Source organism: Streptomyces sp. NBC_00846 (genome assembly GCF_045207325.1).
Lineage (GTDB): Bacteria > Actinomycetota > Actinomycetes > Streptomycetales > Streptomycetaceae > Streptomyces.
Window position 1 is genome coordinate 4,859,184 of the sequence record NZ_CP108846.1, and the last position, 18,859, is coordinate 4,878,042.

18 protein-coding genes are annotated in these 18,859 nt (G+C 70.5%); 9 read left to right on the top strand and 9 right to left on the bottom strand.

Annotation, left to right across the window (positions count from 1 at the left end):
• Positions 1-195: 195 nt before the first annotated feature.
• Together OG936_RS22550 and OG936_RS22555 are read right to left on the bottom strand one after the other, a co-directional pair.
• Entirely contained in the window at positions 196-1,032 is an 837-nt protein-coding gene (locus tag OG936_RS22550) for a cytochrome c oxidase assembly protein (RefSeq protein WP_406496991.1), read from the bottom strand.
• Between the two features lie 11 nt (positions 1,033-1,043).
• The gene (locus OG936_RS22555; protein ID WP_406496993.1) at positions 1,044-1,598 is read right to left on the bottom strand and encodes a DUF2243 domain-containing protein; all 555 of its coding nucleotides are present in this window, start codon (positions 1,596-1,598) and stop codon (positions 1,044-1,046) included.
• A 389-nt stretch (positions 1,599-1,987) separates the two neighbouring features.
• Between OG936_RS22555 and OG936_RS22560 the strand changes: the two genes are divergently transcribed.
• Entirely contained in the window at positions 1,988-2,581 is a 594-nt protein-coding gene (locus OG936_RS22560; RefSeq protein WP_406496995.1) for a hypothetical protein, read from the top strand.
• A gap of 35 nt (positions 2,582-2,616) precedes the next feature.
• Here OG936_RS22560 and OG936_RS22565 read toward each other — a convergent pair whose 3' ends face one another.
• The 5 genes from OG936_RS22565 to OG936_RS22585 all read right to left on the bottom strand — a co-directional run bounded on the left by OG936_RS22565 (position 2,617) and on the right by OG936_RS22585 (position 8,550).
• Complete coding sequence (locus tag OG936_RS22565; protein WP_406496997.1) at positions 2,617-3,066, bottom strand: DUF3592 domain-containing protein; 450 nt, start codon at positions 3,064-3,066, stop codon at positions 2,617-2,619.
• 20 nt (positions 3,067-3,086) lie between these two features.
• Positions 3,087-3,662, bottom strand: a complete 576-nt coding sequence (locus OG936_RS22570; protein ID WP_406500559.1) for a hypothetical protein — start codon at positions 3,660-3,662, stop codon at positions 3,087-3,089.
• Positions 3,663-3,772: 110 nt separating this feature from the next.
• A complete protein-coding gene (locus tag OG936_RS22575; RefSeq protein ID WP_406496999.1) occupies positions 3,773-5,770 on the bottom strand; it encodes a hypothetical protein in 1,998 nt (665 codons plus the stop codon).
• A 204-nt stretch (positions 5,771-5,974) separates the two neighbouring features.
• Positions 5,975-7,405, bottom strand: coding sequence for an APC family permease (locus tag OG936_RS22580; protein WP_406497001.1), 1,431 nt, complete (start codon positions 7,403-7,405; stop codon positions 5,975-5,977).
• On the bottom strand, positions 7,402-8,550 hold the full coding sequence (locus tag OG936_RS22585) for a Zn-dependent alcohol dehydrogenase (RefSeq protein ID WP_266748261.1): 1,149 nt from the start codon (positions 8,548-8,550) through the stop codon (positions 7,402-7,404). The genes OG936_RS22580 and OG936_RS22585 overlap by 4 nt, the downstream gene beginning before the upstream one ends.
• A 199-nt stretch (positions 8,551-8,749) precedes the next feature.
• Between OG936_RS22585 and OG936_RS22590 the strand changes: the two genes are divergently transcribed.
• Positions 8,750-9,334: a helix-turn-helix domain-containing protein gene (locus OG936_RS22590; RefSeq protein WP_406497003.1), complete on the top strand. Its 585-nt coding sequence runs from the start codon at positions 8,750-8,752 to the stop codon at positions 9,332-9,334.
• 113 nt (positions 9,335-9,447) lie between these two features.
• Complete coding sequence (locus tag OG936_RS22595) at positions 9,448-10,635, top strand: hypothetical protein (protein WP_406500560.1); 1,188 nt, start codon at positions 9,448-9,450, stop codon at positions 10,633-10,635.
• Between the two features lie 26 nt (positions 10,636-10,661).
• On the opposite strand, the gene OG936_RS22600 is transcribed toward OG936_RS22595, so the two are convergent.
• Positions 10,662-11,045 carry a DUF192 domain-containing protein gene (locus tag OG936_RS22600; RefSeq protein WP_406497005.1) on the bottom strand — a complete coding sequence of 128 codons (384 nt, stop codon included), beginning with the start codon at positions 11,043-11,045 and terminating at the stop codon, positions 10,662-10,664.
• Positions 11,046-11,158: 113 nt separating this feature from the next.
• Between OG936_RS22600 and OG936_RS22605 the strand changes: the two genes are divergently transcribed.
• The 3 genes from OG936_RS22605 (at position 11,159) to OG936_RS22615 (ending at position 13,391) form a co-directional block, all read left to right on the top strand.
• Positions 11,159-11,962, top strand: coding sequence for a prepilin peptidase (locus tag OG936_RS22605; protein WP_406500561.1), 804 nt, complete (start codon positions 11,159-11,161; stop codon positions 11,960-11,962).
• 114 nt (positions 11,963-12,076) lie between these two features.
• Positions 12,077-12,865: a class I SAM-dependent methyltransferase gene (locus OG936_RS22610; RefSeq protein WP_406497006.1), complete on the top strand. Its 789-nt coding sequence runs from the start codon at positions 12,077-12,079 to the stop codon at positions 12,863-12,865.
• Positions 12,866-12,938: 73 nt separating this feature from the next.
• Positions 12,939-13,391 carry a hypothetical protein gene (locus tag OG936_RS22615; RefSeq protein ID WP_406497007.1) on the top strand — a complete coding sequence of 151 codons (453 nt, stop codon included), beginning with the start codon at positions 12,939-12,941 and terminating at the stop codon, positions 13,389-13,391.
• A 548-nt stretch (positions 13,392-13,939) separates the two neighbouring features.
• On the opposite strand, the gene mgrA is transcribed toward OG936_RS22615, so the two are convergent.
• Entirely contained in the window at positions 13,940-14,980 is a 1,041-nt protein-coding gene (gene mgrA, locus OG936_RS22620; RefSeq protein ID WP_406497008.1) for an L-glyceraldehyde 3-phosphate reductase, read from the bottom strand.
• Positions 14,981-15,181: 201 nt separating this feature from the next.
• Here mgrA and OG936_RS22625 point away from each other — a divergent pair, with 201 nt between their 5' ends.
• The 3 genes from OG936_RS22625 to OG936_RS22635 all read left to right on the top strand — a co-directional run bounded on the left by OG936_RS22625 (position 15,182) and on the right by OG936_RS22635 (position 18,841).
• Positions 15,182-15,943, top strand: coding sequence for an isoprenyl transferase (locus OG936_RS22625; protein ID WP_383752553.1), 762 nt, complete (start codon positions 15,182-15,184; stop codon positions 15,941-15,943).
• Between the two features lie 477 nt (positions 15,944-16,420).
• The gene (locus tag OG936_RS22630; protein ID WP_266748269.1) at positions 16,421-17,743 is read left to right on the top strand and encodes a PhoH family protein; all 1,323 of its coding nucleotides are present in this window, start codon (positions 16,421-16,423) and stop codon (positions 17,741-17,743) included.
• Positions 17,744-18,133: 390 nt separating this feature from the next.
• Complete coding sequence (locus OG936_RS22635) at positions 18,134-18,841, top strand: lytic transglycosylase domain-containing protein (protein ID WP_406497010.1); 708 nt, start codon at positions 18,134-18,136, stop codon at positions 18,839-18,841.
• Positions 18,842-18,859: the final 18 nt, after the last annotated feature.

Here is an 18,859-nt window from a genome sequence, read left to right on the forward strand (position 1 = left end):
ATCCGGGTCGGCCGGGTCGGTCGAGCGAGCCGGGATCGTCCAGCTCGTCCCGGACCGCTTCCGAGCCGTACCTTCCCTTGCCCGACCGCGAGCCGGGATACCTCGGTCGAGTGCGCCGCTGCCGGCAGCCTGATCCGGCTGATATCAGGAACGGGGAGACCGCCGAGGGCCGTGGTGGTGGTGCGACGGGGTGGGTCAGCCGGCGACTGTGCCGGCTACACCACTGGGCAGTGGCCGGTCAGCGCCGTGCTGTCGGTTCCGGGCGGGACGCCAGGTGGCGACGAGGGCTGCGGCGAGGAGAAGCTCGGCAATGTCACCGCCGTAGTACATGATCTCCGCACCGCCTTGGACCTGGCCGATGGGTGCGTGAATGTCGATGAGGAAGCCGCCGTAGATCAGTTGGGAGATCGTGGCGTGCGCGGCGACGGCGATCCCGAGGACGACGAGCCGGGTGGGGACGCCGGGCCGGGCCGGGGCGGGGTCGGGACCGGCGATGACCCAGACGAACAGGCAGCCGGACAGGAGGAAGTGGGCGTGCATCAGCCAGTGCAGTACGGGCTGGTTCATGGTCGCGTTGTACAGCGGGGTGAAGTACAGGACCGCAAGGGTGCCGGTGCTCAGGACCAGGGCGGTGACCGGGTGTGCGAGCGCTCTGGCAGGGCGGCTGTGCAGAACGCCGGTCAGCGCGCGGGCACGGGCGGTGGGCAGGGTGCGCAGCAGCAGGGTGACCGGCGCGCCGAGCACCAGGGCCAGGGGTGCGTACATGCCGATGAGCATGTGCTGGGCCATGTGCCCGCGGAAGTCGCCGTGGGCGAAGGGGGCCAGCGGTGGCAGCAGTGCTACGGCGAGCAGGGAGCATCCGGTCAGGAAACTCGCCGTCCGCCGGCATCCCCAGCCCTGGACAGGGTTGCGGTGCCGGGCCCGGTCCGCGAGGAGAAGGTAGGCGGCGGCGAACAGGATGACCGCGGCTGCGGGCAGCAGCGTCTCCCACGGACTGCTGCCCGCGCCGTGGTCGTGCATGTGGTGATGCATGTCGACGTCCATCAGGCGTGCCGGGCGGGCTGCTCGGAGGCGTCGGGGGCGAAGGGACGGCCGCTGCGCTGGACCAGGTAGCCGCCGATGAGCAGGAGGACGCCAAGGAGCAGGAAGCCCATGTCCCACCAGATCTGGTGAGGGCCGCCGTGGACGTGGTGGATGCCGAGGATCTGATGGTCCAGGAGGCCCTCGACGATGTTGAACAGGCCCCACCCGACCAGGATCCACCCCCACAGCACCCGGGAGGTCCACACTCGACGACGGTGGTCAGTGACGCGGGAGTACAGGATCCCCAGGCCCAGGATGACCGCGACCCAGCAGATGGCATGGAAGATGCCGTCCCACACGGTGTTCATCTCCAGACCGGAGACCGTGTTCGCGGGGTAGTACTTCACACCAATGCGGTCGTGGTTGGTGCTGGTGAGCATGTGGTGCCACTGGAGGAGCTGGTGGAGCAGGATGCCGTCGACGAATCCGCCGAGCCCCACCCCCAGCACGATTCCCGGCAACTGGATGCTCCTGGGCGCCGCGCCCGCTCGTGCCTGACCGGTGGTGGTGGCCATCGCCTGTCCCGTCTGGTCTGTCCGTCGGATATATGAGCCTGGATCAATACGTGTTCCCGCCCCGACCCGCCCCTCACGAACGGGCGTCCTTTCGGCCGAATGGCACCGCCATTCGGGGAACGGCGCGCTCGGGTCGTGCTGGTGGGCGATGCCGAGCCATCCTGGATCCCGGCTACGGCTCCCCGGCGGCCGACGGACGGGAACGGTCCATTGGGGCCCGCCCCTGGGTCCGTGGGCCCAAGCCCGTACAGGCCGGGCTCATTACGCTCGTACATGACCAACCGTGAGCACACCTGACCCGGCGCCCGTCATGGGCGTCCGTTCGGCGCGCCCATAAGCACGTTGATCTGCACGCTCCACCTTTATCCGTTTCATGGGGTGATGTGTCGATGAGTGACGGTTTCTTCTACTCGTACCACCTCGGCTGGAGCCGCCCGGACGCCGAGTCGCTCTTCGGCGATCTCGACGCTGCGGGGCTGCGGCTCAGCCACCCCGTCACACGGCGGGTCACGCTCCTGTGCCCCGGACCCGATCCGTGGGGCACTCTCTCGTGGGTGACCAGGGAACAGCTCGTCCTCCTGGCCGGCCTGCAACGGATCGACACGGTCGACTTCCTGCTGTGGACGAACAGCGCAACCGACGTCCCGGCGCGCATCCGGCGGATGAGGGACGGAGTCGTCGCGCTCGAATTCGGATTCGGGCGGCTCACGCGGGACGAGCAGGAGATGGCCGCGCGGGCGATCAGGGAGGCGATAGGGCGGGCATCCGTGCTGTGCATCGGCTTCGTCGTCGACCGCGAGGGCGCTTCCGAGGCCACCGACTGGAGCGATGTCGTCATCAACGGCACGACGTTCTTCGACAGTTGGCCGGACACGCTCGCCGTACGCCATGAAATCGCCGCGACACAGCCCCAGTTGTCCGGAGTGGCGTCGTACGACCAGTCGCCGTGGATGCTGTTCGGGAGCGAGGTCCCCAGCCGTTAGCGACCGGCACAGTGTGCCGGAGGGGCGCCGGCGGGTCAGAGCCACCCGCGCAGCGCCATGAACCCCAGCAGCAGCCCCACCGCGAACACCCCCGGCACCACGGCGAACACCACGGGCATCACCACCGGCCCCCACGACCCCGGCCCCGCCACCGTGGCGTGCTTCGCCGGGTCCGCCGGGTCGTAACTGACCCGGACCGGCGCCCCTACCGCGAAACCGAACGGGCCCGGGGCATGGTCGGTGAACTCGATCTCGCGGCCGTCGCGGGTACGGAACGCGAAGACGTACTCGGTGACGTAACTCCGCTCCGTGCCCGGCCCCCGGTCGACCGTCCGGCGGTCCGCGCACCGGCCCTCGGCGCGCTCGCCATGCCGGACCAGCCGCAGCACCCGGCTCAGCCGCAGCGCCGACCGGACGGCGAACGCGCCGAGGAGGAGGCCGAACAGAAGCAGGAACGTGGCCGTGCCACCGGGCAGGATCTGCATGAACGAGGGCACCTGATCCGCTACTTGACGGTGATCGACTCGACGAACGCGTCGAGGTCCTGCCGGCTCAGCGAGCCCTTCACCGCATTGATCCGGACCAGGAACGGCACGTCCTTGGAGTCCATACCCGCCACCAGGACCCCGGTCATCCGGGTGCCTTGCGCCGGGGTCTGTTCCGTGCCGCTCGACGTGAACTCGTAATCGATCCTGCGTGCGCCGAGGGCACCGTCGTCGCCCGCGAGCTGCACCTGCGAGGTCTCCTTGCGGGTCGCCCCGAGCCCGATACCCGCGCCCGCCGCGGCCGCTGCCTCGTCGGCGTCGTCCACGCCCGAGGCGAAATCGAGCTGCACCGAGACCATGCCGGTGCGCAGCCCGCTCTCCTCCTTGAGCGCGACGGCGGCGTTGGCCTTGGCACGGTCGGCCGCGGACTGTTCCTGGTAGCCCTTGTTCGCGGGGTAGCCGACGGAGAGGCTGCTGGTGTCGAGCCTGTCCCAGCCGTCCGGGAGCGCGGCGGCGTCGTCGCCGCCGCAGCCGGTGAGCAGGGCGAGGCCCATGACGGCGGCAGCAGCTGCGCCGATTACCCGGGACATCTTCATCGTCGTCATCGCCTATCGCCTCGTCGTCGTGCGTGCTTGCCGCGCACCGTAGCCGTACCCCGGTATGTCGTGTGTGCCGGTGCGCACCGTAGCCGCACGCGGTGTACGGACTACTTCGCGCAGTAGCTGTACGGAAGGTACGAGCGCTTGTCGCCCTGCGGAGCCCCGAGGAACTGCGCGTCCGTCAGTGTCTCCTTCTTGTGCTCGTCCGAGATGGAGAATCCCAGACTCATGCCGAGGGAGACCTCGAAGCCGAACTCCTGGGCGTCCGTCTCGCCGTTGTACTTCATGGTGCTCGACAGGCCGTCCTGGAACATCAGCTGGTCGAACGGGTCGGTTCCGGTGGGCTTCTGCTGCATGGAATGGTCGCCGAACAGGTACTCGAACGGGGCGGTGTTGTTGCCGGAGCCGTCCAGCCACTGCTCGGCTACGGCGCGCTTGTCCTCGGTGGCCTTGTCCGTGTCCTTGCCGAAGATGATCGAGTTCGTCCTGACCTCGATGCCGGTCCCGCCGGAGGAGTCGGTGCCGCTGACCTTGCCGCCGCGCTTGTCCTTGCCCTTCTCGCCGTTGTCGCCGCTGATGTCGCCCTTGTTCGATGTCGAGCTGTTCTCGACGGTCTGGGTCATGTCGATGCGGACGATCTTGCCGGTCTTCTGGTCGCGGGTGACGGTGACCGCCCCGGTCCGGCTGTCCTTCGCGGCGGCCGTGCCGCCGAGCGGGCCCACCGAACCGCTGACCTTGCCCTCCAGGTCGAGCTTGGCGGTGTACGTGTACGACTCGTTGCCGTTGACGTCGTCCTTGGTGATGGTCACCTCGGGGGAGAACTTGGCCTTGCCGCCGAGCTTGGCGCCGAGCTTCGCCTCGTCGCCCGCGCTGATGGAGAGGCCGCCGTCCGCGTACGCGTTGAGGCCGATCGTCGAGTACGAGATCTTCTTGTCGCCGATCTTGTCCTCGACGTCCTTCTTCTTGTCGGCCCACTTCATCCCGGAGTACCAGCCGCCGCCATAGCCGCCGCTGTACTTGGTGGAGGCCTCCCACATCTTCATTTCCGCGATGTCGTCCCGCATCTTCTGGGCGTCCTCCTCGCTCTTGAAGACCCAGGTGTCACCGTTGGTGATCTTGATGCCGCCGCCGACGTCCACATCGGCCTTGCCCAGCTTGCCGAGCTTGACGCCGGGGGTGCCGGCGGTGGCGCCGGCCGAAGCGGCGTCGGTGAACGTCATGTAGACCAGCTTGTCGTTCTCGTCGACCTTGCCGTCGTTGTTCACGTCCGTCTTGGCCTGGCTGACCTTCTGCTGGAAGCCGTACTCGTTGCCCCACTCGAACCAGCCGATCTTGACCTTGTCGCCGACGGTTTCGGAGATGCTGGAGACCTGGCACATCCTGGGCTCGTAGTCGGCGTCCGTCTTCGGCTTCGCGGTGGTGTCCCCGGCGCCGGTGGAGCAGCCGCCACTGCCGCCGCCCAGCGAGCCGATCGCACAGCGGATGCGTTCGCCGATCTGCCCGCCGACCCCCGCCATGGCCATCGCGCCGATCATCGTGACGACCAGGACGATCACCCCGAGGTACTCCGTGGCGGTGGCCCCGCCGTCCCGCCAGGAGTACGGGTGGTACGGCGCCGGGGCGGGCTCCTCGTCGCGGTCGTCCAGCAGCCGGTCGACGGCCAGCCCCGCGGCCGAACCGGTCACCAGCGTGACGACCGGCATCAACGTGCCCTCCAGGCCCACGAGATGCCAGGACACGGCGAATCCGTAGGCCAGCGCGGCCAGCGGGACACCCAGGGAGGCGAGCAGGGTCAGCGGCCGGGACTCGCGGTGCTCGTCGGGCAGGACGCGGGCCGAGGCCAGGACCGTGAGCACGGTCGTGATGACGTTCGGCACGTGCAGCAGGCCCAGGCGCCAGCCGAAGCTCGCCAGCCGGTCGTCGGTGGCGAGCATCTCGACGAGCCCGCGCGACACCAGATATCCGGCGGCGATGTAGACGAGGGCGCCGGCGGCCCAACTACGGGTCAGGGCGAAGAACACGCCACTGCCCGCGCCGGAACCACCCCCGCCGCCCGGTGGTATGCGGCCCGCGCTTCCGCTCTCCCAGCCCCCGCCACCACTCACGCTTCTTCCTCTCCGACGCCTGCTTGACATGCCTGTGCCCGCAGTTCCGCAATTCGGGTGTGGCGTGAGCGTACGGATGTACGAGCTGGGTGACCTGGGCCCTTGGCCCCAAACCCGGGCCCAATGAGCGATGCCCCGCCCCGCCCGCGGGGCGCGGGGGAGCAGGGCATCGGGGAAGGGACGCGGAGGGCCGGTCCGGGACGGTCAGTCCAGATCGTCCGCGAACGTTCCCGCGCGTTCGGCGATCTCCGGCTTCCGGGCCCGCAGCACGGCGAAGCCGACGAGGCCGACGACCAGCGCGCCGACGAACACGTACGGCAGCACATTCAGCGGCCAGGCCGGAGCCGGCCACAGGTTGCGGTAGAAGACGTAGATCATCGCGGCGGAGCCGATCAGACCCAGACCCCAGGTGATGAGGAGACCGCGGGCCCCGATCCGGCGTACGAACAGCGGCGCGGCCAGACACACCAGGGTGTAGCTGAGCATGTAGCCGAAGACGCCGACGGTGTCGATGTACGTCGTCGCGTCCAGCGGCGCGGTTCCGGCGCCGACGACGAACACCGCGGGGAGGGCGACGAACGGGGCGACGGCCCAGATGGCGGCGGAGGGGGTCCGGTGGCGGGGGTGGGCGACACCGAGCCGGGCCGGCATCACCCCTTCCTTCGCCATCCCGAAGAGCAGGCGGGCGGCGACGGTGATGCAGGCCATCACCACGGCCACGAACGAGGCGGCGAAACCGGCGTGCAGGAAGAACTTCAGGAAGCCGAGGCCGGACAGCTCCGCCAGTTCGTCCATCGGGTCGGAGCTCCTCGCCAGGGCGTCCGCCCCGCCGAACCCGGCGACCTGCGCGTACGTCGCGAACATGTAGAGCACACCGGCCAGGACCGCACTGCCCATCACCGAACGGGGAATCGCCTTGTACGGGTCGGTGGCCTCGGCCCCGAGCGATGCGGCGCCCTCGAAACCGACGAAGCCGAGTACACCCAGCACCACGGCGAACACGACACCGTCGAGGGTGGAGCCGCTGAGGCTCAACTGCTCGGTGTCGATGATGTTCCCGCTCTTGAAGAAGGCGGGGACCAGCACGACGACGATGAGGACGATCGACACGACCTCCAGCACGGAGGCGACGCGCGCCGCCGTCCGCACACTGGCGATCGTCAGCCGGATCGCGACGGCGGCCAGCAGCACATCGAGCAGGATCTGGCCGGGGATGCCGGTAAAGAGCCCGATGCCGATCTGGTCGAGTGCGCGCGCCGTGTAGTACCCGGCGCCCGCGAGCGAACCCGAACCGATGCACACCGCCCCGATGAGCAGGGCCCAGCCGGTCACGAACGAGCCGGGCGCCCCGAGCGAGAGCCGGGAGAAGGCGTACAGCGAACCGACCCCGGCCCGCCTGCGGGCGAAGACGCAGATGCAGTACGCGATCGCGAGGACGGCGGCCATGGCCAGGAAGAACGAGAACCAGGCGCCGTTGCCCGCGGACGCCGCCATGCTGGCGGGGGCGAACGCGATGACAGCGCTGGGGGCGACATTCGCGACGCTCTGCGCGCCGACCTCGAACGTGGAGACGGAGCGGTGGGCCAGACCGTCGGCCGGCTTTCCGGGAGCGGCCTGCTTTCCGGCCGTGCTCATGCCCGGTCCGCCGTCATCAGCAGCTGACGCAGGGCGTGACCGGCGGCGAGGTCGGCCAGCGCGTCGCCCGCCTCGTCCAGCGGACGCCGTGCCGAGATCATCGATTCCACGTCCAGCTCACCCGACACCACGAGGTCCACCAGATCCGGAATGTCGCGGGCGGCGTCGACCGAGCCGTAGTTGGAACCGAGAATGCGCTGGTCGGCCTCGGCGAGCGCGAGCGGATCGAAGCGCGCCGTGCGGCCGGTCGGCGGCAGACCGACGATGACGGCGGCGCCGCCCTGGCCGAGTGCCGCGATGGACTGCTCGGTGGTCTCGATCTTGCCGATGGCGTCGAACACGTAGTCCAGGCCCTCCGGGACCAGGGCCCGCAGCGCCTCGACGACATCGCCGTCCCGTGCGTCGATCGCGTCCGTCGCGCCGAGCCGACGGGCCAGCTCCAGCTTCTCGGGGACCACGTCGACGGCGACGATGCGGCCGGCCTTCGCGAGCCGGGCACCCTGCACGCAGGACAGGCCCACACCGCCGCAGCCGATGACGGCCACGGTGGCCCCGGCCTCGACCCCCGCCGTGTTGCGGACCGCGCCGACACCGGTGGCGATGGCGCAGCCGACGAGGGCGATCACATCGAGGGGCGCGTCCTTGCGTACCTTGATCGCGCCGGAGGCGGGAACCACGACGCGCTCGGCGAACGAGGAGACGCCCAGGTAGTGGTGGGCCGGCTCGCCGTCGACGGAGAGCCGGCTGGTGCCGTCGTACAGCACCCCGCCGGGCGCCACGACCTCGGCGACCAGGCTGCACGCGGCCGGGCGCCCGGAGACACAGAAGCGGCAGGTGCCGCAGGACGGGACCCAGGACAGGACGACATGGTCGCCGGGTTCGAGACCGGTGACGCCCTCGCCGAGCGCGGTGACCACGCCCGAGCCCTCGTGTCCCATCACGACCGGGGTGGGGTGGTCCCACTCGCCGCGCAGGACATGCAGGTCGGAGTGGCAGACCCCGGCCGCCGTGACGGCGACCTCGACCTCGCCGGGGCCGGGCGGGGCCAGGGTGACGTCGGTGACGGTCACCTCCTGCCCGGGGGAGCGGAAGACGACGCCGCGCACGGTGCGTGCGGTGCTCTCTTGGGAAGACGGGGAGCTCATCGGCTACTCCTCGGGTGGTGCGGGACGGGCAGGGGAGGGGAAGGGAGGGCGGCACAGCGGTCCCCCAGGACGCCTGGTTTAGCGCCATTAAACTTTCGTCAAAGTTTTACAGCACTAAACTCGGTGGGTAAAGACCCTTCCGACCTGCATTTGTCCCCGGCCACTGACCGTGACTTCCTCGACAGGTAGCGTGTCCGCCATGCCCGAAGCCCCTGACAGTCCCATGTCCACGATCGGCCCGCGGCTGCGTGAGCTCCGCCGGGCACAGGGGCTGACGCTCGCTCAGATCGCCGATTCCGCAGGCGTGACCAAGGGATTCGTCAGCCTCGCCGAACGCGGCAAGACCTCGGTCTCCGTCCCGACCCTGATCCGTATCTGCGAGGCCCTGGGCACCGGCATCGCCTCCCTCTTCGACTATCCGGACCAGGACGTCGTCAAGGGCGGCCTGGGCGCCAAGCTGGAGATGGGCGGGCACGGCATCGAGGAGTTCCTCCTCACTCCGGCCGAGGAGCGGCACGTCCAGGTCATGCGGACGATCCTGCGGCCCGGCGGCGGTTCGGGCGGCGCGTACAGCCTGGAGGCCGAGACCGTCTTCGCCTACCTGGTCAGGGGCACGCTGCGGCTGAGCGTGGACGGCGAGCCCAGGCTCCTGGAGGCCGGGGACTCGACGACCTTCTCGGCCCGCGCCGCACACGCCTGGGACAACCCCGGTGAGGACGAGGCCGAGGTCCTCTGGTCGATCGCCCCCGCCCTGCCGCTCTCCCGCACCAAACTCCGTCCCTAAAGCCCGTCCGGCACGCGCGCCCCGGCCGGACGCTGCCGCCCGTCCGTGCGGTGGGACGACCCGCCGCGGCGATAATCGGAAGCATGCCCGACCGTGATCCGGCCACTCAGGCCATGGCTCCCACACCGCAGCTCGCGCGGCAGCGCGCCCAGCCGCGACCTCCCGTCCGGGGCCGTCTCGCCGCGGCCCTCACGGCGGCGGCACCCGCTCTCGGGGCGTACGCGGCCGTGCGCCTGATCGGTCTCGTCGTCCTCGCCGCCGCCGCGTCGAACGCCGACAAGAGCGCCCTCCACCTCCTCGGCGAGCGCTGGGACTCCGTCTGGTACCAGCGGATCGCCGAGAACGGCTACGGCTTCACCGCCACCCTCCCGAACGGCGCCGTCCACCCCGACCTGGCCTTCTTCCCCCTGCTGCCCGCTCTGGAGCGCGGCGTCGCCGAGCTGACCCCGCTCTCCCTCGCAGGCGCCGGACTCCTGGTCGCCTGGGCCGCCGCACTCCTCGCCGCCTGGGGGATCTTCGCCGTCGGGGCGCATCTGTACGGCCGCCGGACCGGGGTGGTGCTGGCCGCGCTGTGGGGCGTGTACCCGACGGCGTTCGTCCAGTCGATGGCGTACACCGAAACGCTGTTCACCGCGTTCGCCGCCTGGGCGCTGTACGCCGTACTGACCCGGCGCTGGATCGTGGCGGGCACTCTGTGCGTATTCGCCGGGCTGACCAGGCCCTCCGCAGCGGCGCTCATCGCCGCCGTCGCGATCACCGCCGCGGGCACGCTCGCAGGGGAGTACCGGGCCGGCCGGACGGACGGCATCGTGCGCCGCAACGCCCGGATGCTGATCGGTACCGCACTCGCGCCGCTGGGCTGGCTCGCGTACGTGGTGTTCGTCGCCGTACGGGAGGGCAGTCCGTTCGCGTACTTCGACGTCCAGGCACAGTGGGGCAACAGCATCGACGGAGGCGTGGCGCTCGCCTCGTTCATTTTCGGGCTGCCGCTGCCCGGCGCGCTCGGGCTGTGCGCGGCGCTGGCGGGCCTGGGGTGGGTGGTGTCCCTGTGCGTACGGCAGCGCCAGCCGCTCCCCGTACTCGCCTACTGCATCGCCGTCGTCGTCATCGCGCTGATCGGTTCGGGATACTTCGGGTCCAGGCCACGGCTGATGATGCCGGCCTTCCCGCTGCTCCTGCCGCCCGCCGTCGCGCTGCTGCGGCTGCGCACCACGGCCCGCACGGTGACGGTCGTCGCCGTGCTCGCGATGGCCTCGGCGGCCTACGGGGCGTGGACGCTGCTCGGCTCCGGCCCGCCGTAAGTGCGAATTCCGGCCGTCCGGCGCCCTCAGTCCCGGTCCTCCTCCGTCTGGACGATCCGCACCCGCGCCCCCGGCCGCAGCCCCCACTTCTCCATCGCCCCGGCCTCCGACTCGATCACATGACGGGCCCGCAGGCGGGGCAACCCGAGCCGGCCCGGCTTCATCGTGCGGACGGCGAGCACGTTGAACTTCCGGTCCACATAAGCCACATCGATGGTGAACCGCATCCGGAAGGTGTGCACACTCCCGCACGGGGTGATCAGCAGGGCGCCGTCGATCCCGTCCTGACCGAGCAGCCCGCGGCTCCTGGCCCGGTACGTGGCCGCGATCCGTAGCGGTATCCCCGGCTCCTGCCCTCCCTGTGGATCGGTGACCGTCAACGTCCCATTCCCATTGCGCCATTGAGCCATGGCCCAGACGGTAGCGCCCGGTGAAGGCCGCTGGGTCCGAAACGTTCCGCAATGGGCCCCCGGACCCATGACCCCGTACCCGGCGCCCGTCTAGGGTCGGCTCCGTGTACGCCATGCTGACAGTGCTCGCCGCACTCTGGGGCGCAGCGGCCGGACTGCTGGTCCCGCGCGCCGCCTACCGGTTCTCCGTCGAACCGGAGGACGACTGGCGGGACACCTGCCCGGCGGGCCACGCCCTGACCGGGGCCGCCCGCGGCTGGCTCGGCTCCACCCGGTGCGCCGGGTGCGCGGCGGCGGTGCCGGTACGCGTCCCCGCGGGCGACGAGCCGGGAGGCCGGAGCGAGGCCGGTGAAGCCACCACCCGGCCCGCGGCGCGGTACGCCCCCGGCGTCCTCGCCCCCGTCGTCACCGCGCTCGCCTGCGCCGCCCTCGCAGCGGCCACCGGACTGCGCCCCGAAATCGCCGTCTGGCTGCTGCTCGCCCCCGTGGGCGTACTCCTGGCGACGATCGACCGCCGCGTCCACCGCCTGCCGGACCGGCTGACCCTGCCCGCCGCCGCGGCGGCCATCGCGCTCCTGGGCGTCGTGGCGCTGCTCCCGGAGCACGGCGGATCCTGGCTGTCCGCCCTGCTCGGCGGAGCGGCTCTGGGCGCCTTCTACTTCCTGCTCTTCCTCATCAACCCGGGCGGGATGGGCTTCGGAGACGTCAAGCTCGCCCTGTCGCTGGGTGTGGCCCTCGGCTGGTACGGCTGGGCCGTGGTGTTCGCCGGAGGGTTCGCCGGGTTCCTGCTCGGTGCGGTGTACGGGTTCGGGCTGATGGTCCTGAAACGGGCCGGGCGCAAGACCGGCATCCCGTTCGGCCCGTTCATGATCACGGGTGCGTTGCTGGGCATACTGCTCGGCGGCCTGTCCGCCTGACCGACCCCGCCAGGAGAACGGGGCTCGCCCGACGACCACCCGGAGAACGGGCCCGCCCGGCCACCGCCCGTATTGAGGTCGCGCGGGCCACCATCCCGCTGACACCCTGTCCGTATGTCCGGAACACCCGCCGAAGCGGCAGAACGCGCACGATTCGACGCCCTCGTCGAGGGGGCCGCCACCGTCTCCGTCGACGGCTGGGACTTCTCCTGGCTCGACGGCCGGGCCACCGAACAGCGCCCGTCCTGGGGCTATGCCCGCGCCATGGCGGACCGGATGGCACGGGCGAGGGCCGCGCTCGACATCCAGACCGGCGGAGGCGAGGTCCTCGCCTCCGTACCGAAGCTCCCGCGGCTCACCGTCGCCACCGAGTCCTGGCCGCCGAACATCGCCCGCGCCACCGCCCTTCTGCACCCGCTCGGCGCAGTCGTGGTCGCCGATGCGGACGAGCCGCCGCTGCCGTTCGGCGACCACGCCTTCGACCTGGTCGTCAGCCGGCATCCCGTGACCACCTGGTGGGCGGAGATCGCACGGGTGCTCACCCCCGGCGGCACGTACTTCTCGCAACAGGTCGGCCCGGCCAGCGTGTTCGAACTCGTCGAGTACTTCCTCGGCCCGCAGCCGCCCGAGACGCGCGGCGCCCGCGACCCGGACCGGGCCCGGACCGAAGCCGAGGCGGCCGGGCTCGACGTCGTCGATCTGCGGATGGAGACGCTGCGCACCGAGTTCTTCGACATCGGCGCCGTCGTCTACTTCCTGCGGAAGGTGATCTGGATGGTGCCGGGCTTCACCGTCGAGGAGTACCGGCCGCGACTGGCCGAACTGCACCACCGGATCGAGACCGAGGGGCCGTTCCTCGCCCACACCACCCGATTCCTGATCGAGGCCCGCAAACCGGAGTAGGCCACGCCCCCTGCTTCCGCCCGAAGGGTGCGACCCTTGACGGCGAGCGCACGGGAGGGAACCGGCCATGTGGGTGGGGAACGAAGACGAGGCACCGCGTGTTCCGGAGCAGGGCGGGGCCGACTGGCTCAGAGGCGCACGGATCGTCGGAGTGCTCGGCGTCTTCTACCGGCCGGAAGGTCGGATGGGGGAGCCGGAGGCGGTCGAATTCCTGCTGGCCGACGGCCAGTCGCTGCTCCTGACCTGTGCCTCCGACGGAACCCTGCATGTCGGCCCCGGCGCCTGGCCCCGGCTGCCCGGCTGGTGCGTACCGTCGGGACAGTGGGAGTTCGCCGCCGTGCCGAACCTGCCGCAGCCCCCCGACGGCGGCTGGACCGTCACCCGCACCGAGGAGCGCGGGAACGGGCGGGGCGAGGTGCACGAGGCCGTCATCCGCTGCGGGGGCGGACGCTTCGTGGTCGCCGGCGGCGACACCGTGGCCATCCGCTTCACCCGCGGCCACCGGGGCACCCCGGCGCCCGCGTGAGCGTTCGCCCGGCCCGGGGCACGGTCGCGATCCGGGCCGTCATCATTCTCTGTCCGACCGGCTGCGTGAAGCCGGTCGGCGGCCACGGGGACGCCAACCGGAGAGCCGTGCTCGCACCGCAGTCCGATGAATTCGGAGAGTAATTGTGGAGTGGCGTGGCACGCAGCATCACTTACGAAGGGTTATGGTGGAAACCCCCCCTCGGGCCGGTCCGTATCCCCCCCCACGGACCGGCCCGTTTTTTGTGCCCAGGTTCCGTGCCCGGGCTCCCCGGTCCACATGAGGCCGCAGCACCGGCCACGCACCCCTCCCGCAGTACCGGCCACGCATCCACCGCAGCACCGGCCGCGCACCCGGCCCCCCGTACCGGCTACGCATCCGTCCCCCGTGCCGGCCGCGCGCCGGCCCCCGTACCGGCCCCGCGCGGTCGGCCCTCCCCCGTCGGCCCTCCCCCGTCGGCCCTCCCCCGTCGGCCCTCCCCCGTCGGCCCTCCCCCGTCGGCCCTCCCCCGTCGGCCCTCCCCCGTCGGCCCTCCCCCGTCGGCCCCGTCAGCCCCGTCCGGCCCAGATGTTGGTGCCCGCGGTGTCCACGGCGAAGTCGTCGATCTCCTTCAACTCCTCGGCGGACAGCGGCGGTCCGGCGAGCGCCGCGACGTTCTCCTCCAGCTGCTTCACGCTCGAAGCGCCGATCAGCGCCGAGGTCATACGACTGTCCCGCAGCACCCAGTTCAGCGCCAGCTGGGCGAGTGACTGACCGCGCCGCCGGGCGATGTCGTTCAGCCCGTTCAGCCGGCGGAGCACCTCGTCGGAGAGCAGGCCCGGGTCCAGGGACTTGCCCTGGGTGGCGCGCGAACCCTCCGGGATGCCCGTCAGGTACTTGTTCGTGAGCAGGCCCTGCGCGAGCGGCACGAAGGAGATGCAGCCCATGCCGGCCGTCTCCAGGGTGTCGAGCAGACCGTCGTCCTCGATCCAGCGGTTGATCATCGAGTAGGACGGCTGATGGATCAGGGCCGGTACGCCCATCTCCTTGAGCAGCCGGGCCGCCTCCGCGGTCTGCTCCGCGTTGTAGGAGGACACGCCCACGTACAGCGCCTTGCCCCGCTGCACGGCGGAGGCCAGCGCCCCCATCGTCTCCTCCAGCGGAGTGTCCGGATCGAAGCGGTGGGAGTAGAAGATGTCGACGTAATCGAGCCCCATCCGCTTCAGCGACGCGTCCAGCGACGACAGCAGGTATTTGCGGGAGCCCCATTCGCCGTAGGGGCCGGGGTGCATGTCGTAACCGGCCTTGGTGGAGATGATCAGCTCGTCCCGGTAAGGGGCGAAGTCCTGCCGGAACATCTTGCCGAAATTGAGCTCGGCGGAGCCGGGCGGCGGCCCGTAATTATTGGCCAGATCGAAGTGGGTCACCCCGAGATCGAAGGCGCGGCGCAGGATCGCCCGCTGGGAGTCCAGCGTGCGGTCGTCGCCGAAGTTGTGCCAGAGACCGAGGGAGACGGACGGGAGCTTGAGACCGCTGCGGCCGGTGCGGCGGTACTCCATGGAGTCGTAGCGCGAACCGGCGGCCCGGTAGAAGGGAGAAGAATCAGTCACGTTTCTCTCCCTATCACGGACTTGTGACAGGCCGGGTTGGGCCGGTGTGCCGCCTGCGCAGTAATGTGGCGGCCTCGGGGACTGCCACGGCACGGTGGGGCGATGGACCCTGTGGAACGGGTGCGACGCCCCCCAGGGGGGCGGCCCCGGCCCCCGGGCCATGGGGCGGGTGCGCCCGCACAGAACCGAGAGGTGAACTCAGTGAACTTGCGCGACCTGGTGTACGGGCTCTACGCGCGCCGGGTGGAGGCCCGCCTCGACCTCACCCAGGTGCCCAAGCACATCGGTGTCATCCTCGACGGCAACCGGCGCTGGGCGAAGGCGTCCGGCGGCACGGCCGCGCAGGGGCACCAGGCAGGCGCGGACAAGATCCAGGAGCTGCTCGGCTGGTGCAGGGAGACCGATGTGGAGGTTGTCACACTCTGGCTGCTCTCCACGGACAACTTCGACCGGCCCGAGTCCGAGCTGACGCCGCTCCTCGGCATCATCGAGAACACCGTGAGCGACCTCGCGGCGGACGGGCGCTGGCGCGTCCACCACGTCGGCACGCTCGATCTGCTGCCCGCCCGCACGCAGACCGTCCTCAAGGAGGCCGAGCAGGCCACGGCCGGAGTCGACGGGATACTGGTCAACGTCGCCGTCGGTTACGGCGGCCGCCAGGAGATCGCCGACGCGGTCCGCTCGCTGCTGCTGGACCACTCCGACAAGGGGACGTCCTTCGAGGAGCTCGCGGAGATCGTCTCCACCGACCTGATCTCCGAGCACCTCTACACCCGGGGTCAGCCCGACCCGGACCTCGTCATCCGTACCAGCGGTGAGCAGCGGCTGTCCGGCTTCATGCTCTGGCAGAGCGCGCACTCCGAGTACTACTTCTGCGAGGTCTTCTGGCCGGCCTTCCGCCGCGTCGACTTCCTTCGCGCCCTGCGCGACTACGCGGCCCGCCACCGCCGCTACGGCGGCTGACACCGCCGCCGGGCTCCCGGGGCAGCCGTCCCCCGTCGGGGCACCGCTCCCGTCGGCACCGGTTCCGTCCTCAAACGCGGGACGGGCTTGAGTGGTGCCACTCACCGGCGCTGTCCAGCCCGTCCGGCGTTTGAGGACGGAACCGTGCGGGCCGTGTGCCCGAACCCATGTACCCGGGCCACAACTCCCAGCTCAACCGCCCGCCCAGGGCGGCATGGCTTTGCGTGTTCGAGGGAATACCCCTGACAGGTCGACGTCCGGTCGCCAACCAGGCGGACGTCGTGTCCAAGTGAGCGGCATGGAGTCCGCTCGCCCGGGAGGCCCTTTGCACACGAAGGACCGTACATACAGTGCGTCCGACGCGGAGGGCCGGCGCTCGGCCCGTGCATCGGGGCCGCAGCCCGGTCCGTCCTCTCCCATTGGGATGCTCCGCGACGCCGTCGCACCCCAACCTCGTCCGAGGGGGTACGTCCTTCCGTGGTGACCAGCACGAAGCGCCGCATGCTCGACAGGCGCACCTATGTTCTCGACACCAGCGTCCTGCTGGCCGATCCGAACGCCATGGCCCGGTTCGACGAGCACGAAGTCGTGCTCCCGATCGTCGTGGTCACGGAACTGGAGGCCAAACGGCACCACCCGGAGCTGGGGTACTTCGCCCGCCAGGCCCTGCGCCTGCTGGACGACTTCCGCACCCGGTACGGCCGGCTGGACGCCCCGATCCCACTCGGGGATCTGGGCGGGACCCTGCGCGTCGAACTCAACCATTCCGACCCCGGCGTACTGCCCGCCGGCTACCGGTTGGGGGACAACGACTCACGGATCCTCGCGGTCGCGCGCAACCTCCAGGCCGAGGGGTACGACGTCACGGTCGTCTCCAAGGACCTGCCACTGCGCATCAAGGCGTCCTCGGTCGGCCTCCTCGCCGAGGAGTACCGCGCCGAACTCGCCATCACCGACTCCGGCTGGACGGGGATGTCGGAACTGCCCCTCGCCGCGGAGCAGGTGGACCTGCTCTATGGAGAGGAGACGCTGTACGTACCCGAGGCCGCCGAACTGCCCGTGCACACCGGACTGGTCCTCCGGTCCGAGCGCGGCAAGGCGCTCGGCCGGGTCACCGCCGACGGCAGTGTGCGCCTGGTGCGCGGTGACCGGGAGGTCTTCGGCATCCACGGCCGCAGCGCCGAACAGCGGATCGCACTCGATCTCCTCCTCGACCAGGACGTCGGCATCGTGTCGCTGGGCGGCCGGGCCGGCACCGGCAAGTCGGCGCTGGCGCTCTGCGCCGGCCTCGAAGCCGTTCTCGAGCGCAGGCAGCACCAGAAGGTGATGGTCTTCCGCCCGCTGTACGCGGTCGGCGGACAGGAGCTGGGCTATCTCCCCGGCACCGAGGCCGAGAAGATGAGCCCCTGGGCGCAGGCCGTCTTCGACACGCTGTCGGCGGTCGCCGGCCGCGAGGTGATCGAGGAGGTGCTGGGGCGCGGCATGCTGGAGATCCTGCCGCTCACCCACATCCGGGGCCGCTCGCTCCACGACGCCTTCGTGATCGTCGACGAGGCGCAGTCCCTCGAACGGAACGTCCTGCTGACCGTGTTGTCCCGGATCGGGGCAAATTCCCGGGTGGTGCTCACACATGACGTGGCCCAGCGGGACAACCTCCGGGTCGGCCGGTACGACGGAGTCGTCGCCGTGGTCGAGAAGCTGAAGGGTCATCCGCTCTTCGCGCACGTCACGCTCACCCGCTCCGAGCGTTCGCAGATCGCCGCACTGGTGACCGAAATGCTGGAGGACGGTCACATCTGATACGGGATACGACAGTTGGTGCCGCCCGGCGAGCGCAGCAGCTTAGCCGGGCGGCACCGTGCTGCGGTGGCAATTCCATAAATCACTTGCTCCGAACGAGGTGTGACCTTTCACACGCAACGGAGAATTGCTTCCCGGCGTGCCGTTCCGGCAGAGTCTTGCTTCCGTCAGGCCCCGCATACGGCACACCCGCACCTCCCGAGGTGCCACGCACCACACAACTCAACAACCGCCGTCCGTATGCCGCCCGCGAGCACCACGCGGCACTCCCTCCGGGGAGTCGCCCACCGGGTCCGTGCCTCCCGTGACCCAAGCAGTAGGGAGGCCAGCGCCAGGGGCACGATTGCGTCCGCGAGGTCACCTAAGCGGGCGATGCTGGAAGGACACCGTGTGAGCCGGATCTCGGTCCGGGGGTTCGCCGTGGCGTCAGCCACCGCGGTCACCACCGTCGGCGCCGTCGTAGGCGTTGCCTCGGGCAGCACTCCCGCTGTCGACGACAACAACTTCGAGGCGGCCGCAGCCGACACGACGCTTCTCGCCGACATCCCTGCGGGCCAGCAGGCCCAGGTGCAGACCGCCTCGCTGACGCAGCAGGCCGACGTCCAGGCGTCCGCGGCCGACGCGGCGGCGAAGAAGTCCGTGGAGGAAGCGGCGCGCATCCAGGCCGCCAAGGACGCCAAGTCGAAGAAGCAGGCGGCCGAGGCCAAGCTGGAGAAGGAGCGCCAGGCCAAGAAGGACGCGGCCGAGCGCGCCAGCCGCTCCGAGATCCGCAGCGCCTCCACGTTCGCCCAGCAGAGCTCGTACACCGTGGCCCAGGTCCAGGCGATCGCGCGGCAGATCGTTCCCGCTGACCAGTTCCAGTGCTTCAGCAACATCGTGAACGTCGAGTCCACCTGGAACTACCGGGCGAGCAACCCGTCCTCCGGTGCCTACGGTCTCGTCCAGGCGCTGCCCGGCTCGAAGATGGCGTCCGCCGGCGCGGACTGGCAGACCAACCCGGCCACCCAGATCAAGTGGGGCCTCAGCTACATGAACGGCACCAAGTACGGCAACCCGTGCGGTGCCTGGGCCTTCTGGCAGGCCAACCACTGGTACTAGAGCGTGCCGAGATCCCGG

What these genes read in the sequence shown, in the direction of transcription:
- OG936_RS22550 (WP_406496991.1), bottom strand. Translation starts at nt 1,032, where the DNA reads ATGCATCACCACATGCACGACCACGGCGCGGGCAGCAGTCCGTGGGAG.
- OG936_RS22555 (WP_406496993.1), bottom strand. Translation starts at nt 1,598, where the DNA reads ATGGCCACCACCACCGGTCAGGCACGAGCGGGCGCGGCGCCCAGGAGC.
- OG936_RS22560 (WP_406496995.1), top strand. Translation starts at nt 1,988, where the DNA reads ATGAGTGACGGTTTCTTCTACTCGTACCACCTCGGCTGGAGCCGCCCG.
- OG936_RS22565 (WP_406496997.1), bottom strand. Translation starts at nt 3,066, where the DNA reads ATGCAGATCCTGCCCGGTGGCACGGCCACGTTCCTGCTTCTGTTCGGC.
- OG936_RS22570 (WP_406500559.1), bottom strand. Translation starts at nt 3,662, where the DNA reads ATGAAGATGTCCCGGGTAATCGGCGCAGCTGCTGCCGCCGTCATGGGC.
- OG936_RS22580 (WP_406497001.1), bottom strand. Translation starts at nt 7,405, where the DNA reads ATGAGCACGGCCGGAAAGCAGGCCGCTCCCGGAAAGCCGGCCGACGGT.
- OG936_RS22585 (WP_266748261.1), bottom strand. Translation starts at nt 8,550, where the DNA reads ATGAGCTCCCCGTCTTCCCAAGAGAGCACCGCACGCACCGTGCGCGGC.
- OG936_RS22590 (WP_406497003.1), top strand. Translation starts at nt 8,750, where the DNA reads ATGCCCGAAGCCCCTGACAGTCCCATGTCCACGATCGGCCCGCGGCTG.
- OG936_RS22595 (WP_406500560.1), top strand. Translation starts at nt 9,448, where the DNA reads ATGGCTCCCACACCGCAGCTCGCGCGGCAGCGCGCCCAGCCGCGACCT.
- OG936_RS22600 (WP_406497005.1), bottom strand. Translation starts at nt 11,045, where the DNA reads ATGGCTCAATGGCGCAATGGGAATGGGACGTTGACGGTCACCGATCCA.
- OG936_RS22605 (WP_406500561.1), top strand. Translation starts at nt 11,159, where the DNA reads ATGCTGACAGTGCTCGCCGCACTCTGGGGCGCAGCGGCCGGACTGCTG.
- OG936_RS22610 (WP_406497006.1), top strand. Translation starts at nt 12,077, where the DNA reads ATGTCCGGAACACCCGCCGAAGCGGCAGAACGCGCACGATTCGACGCC.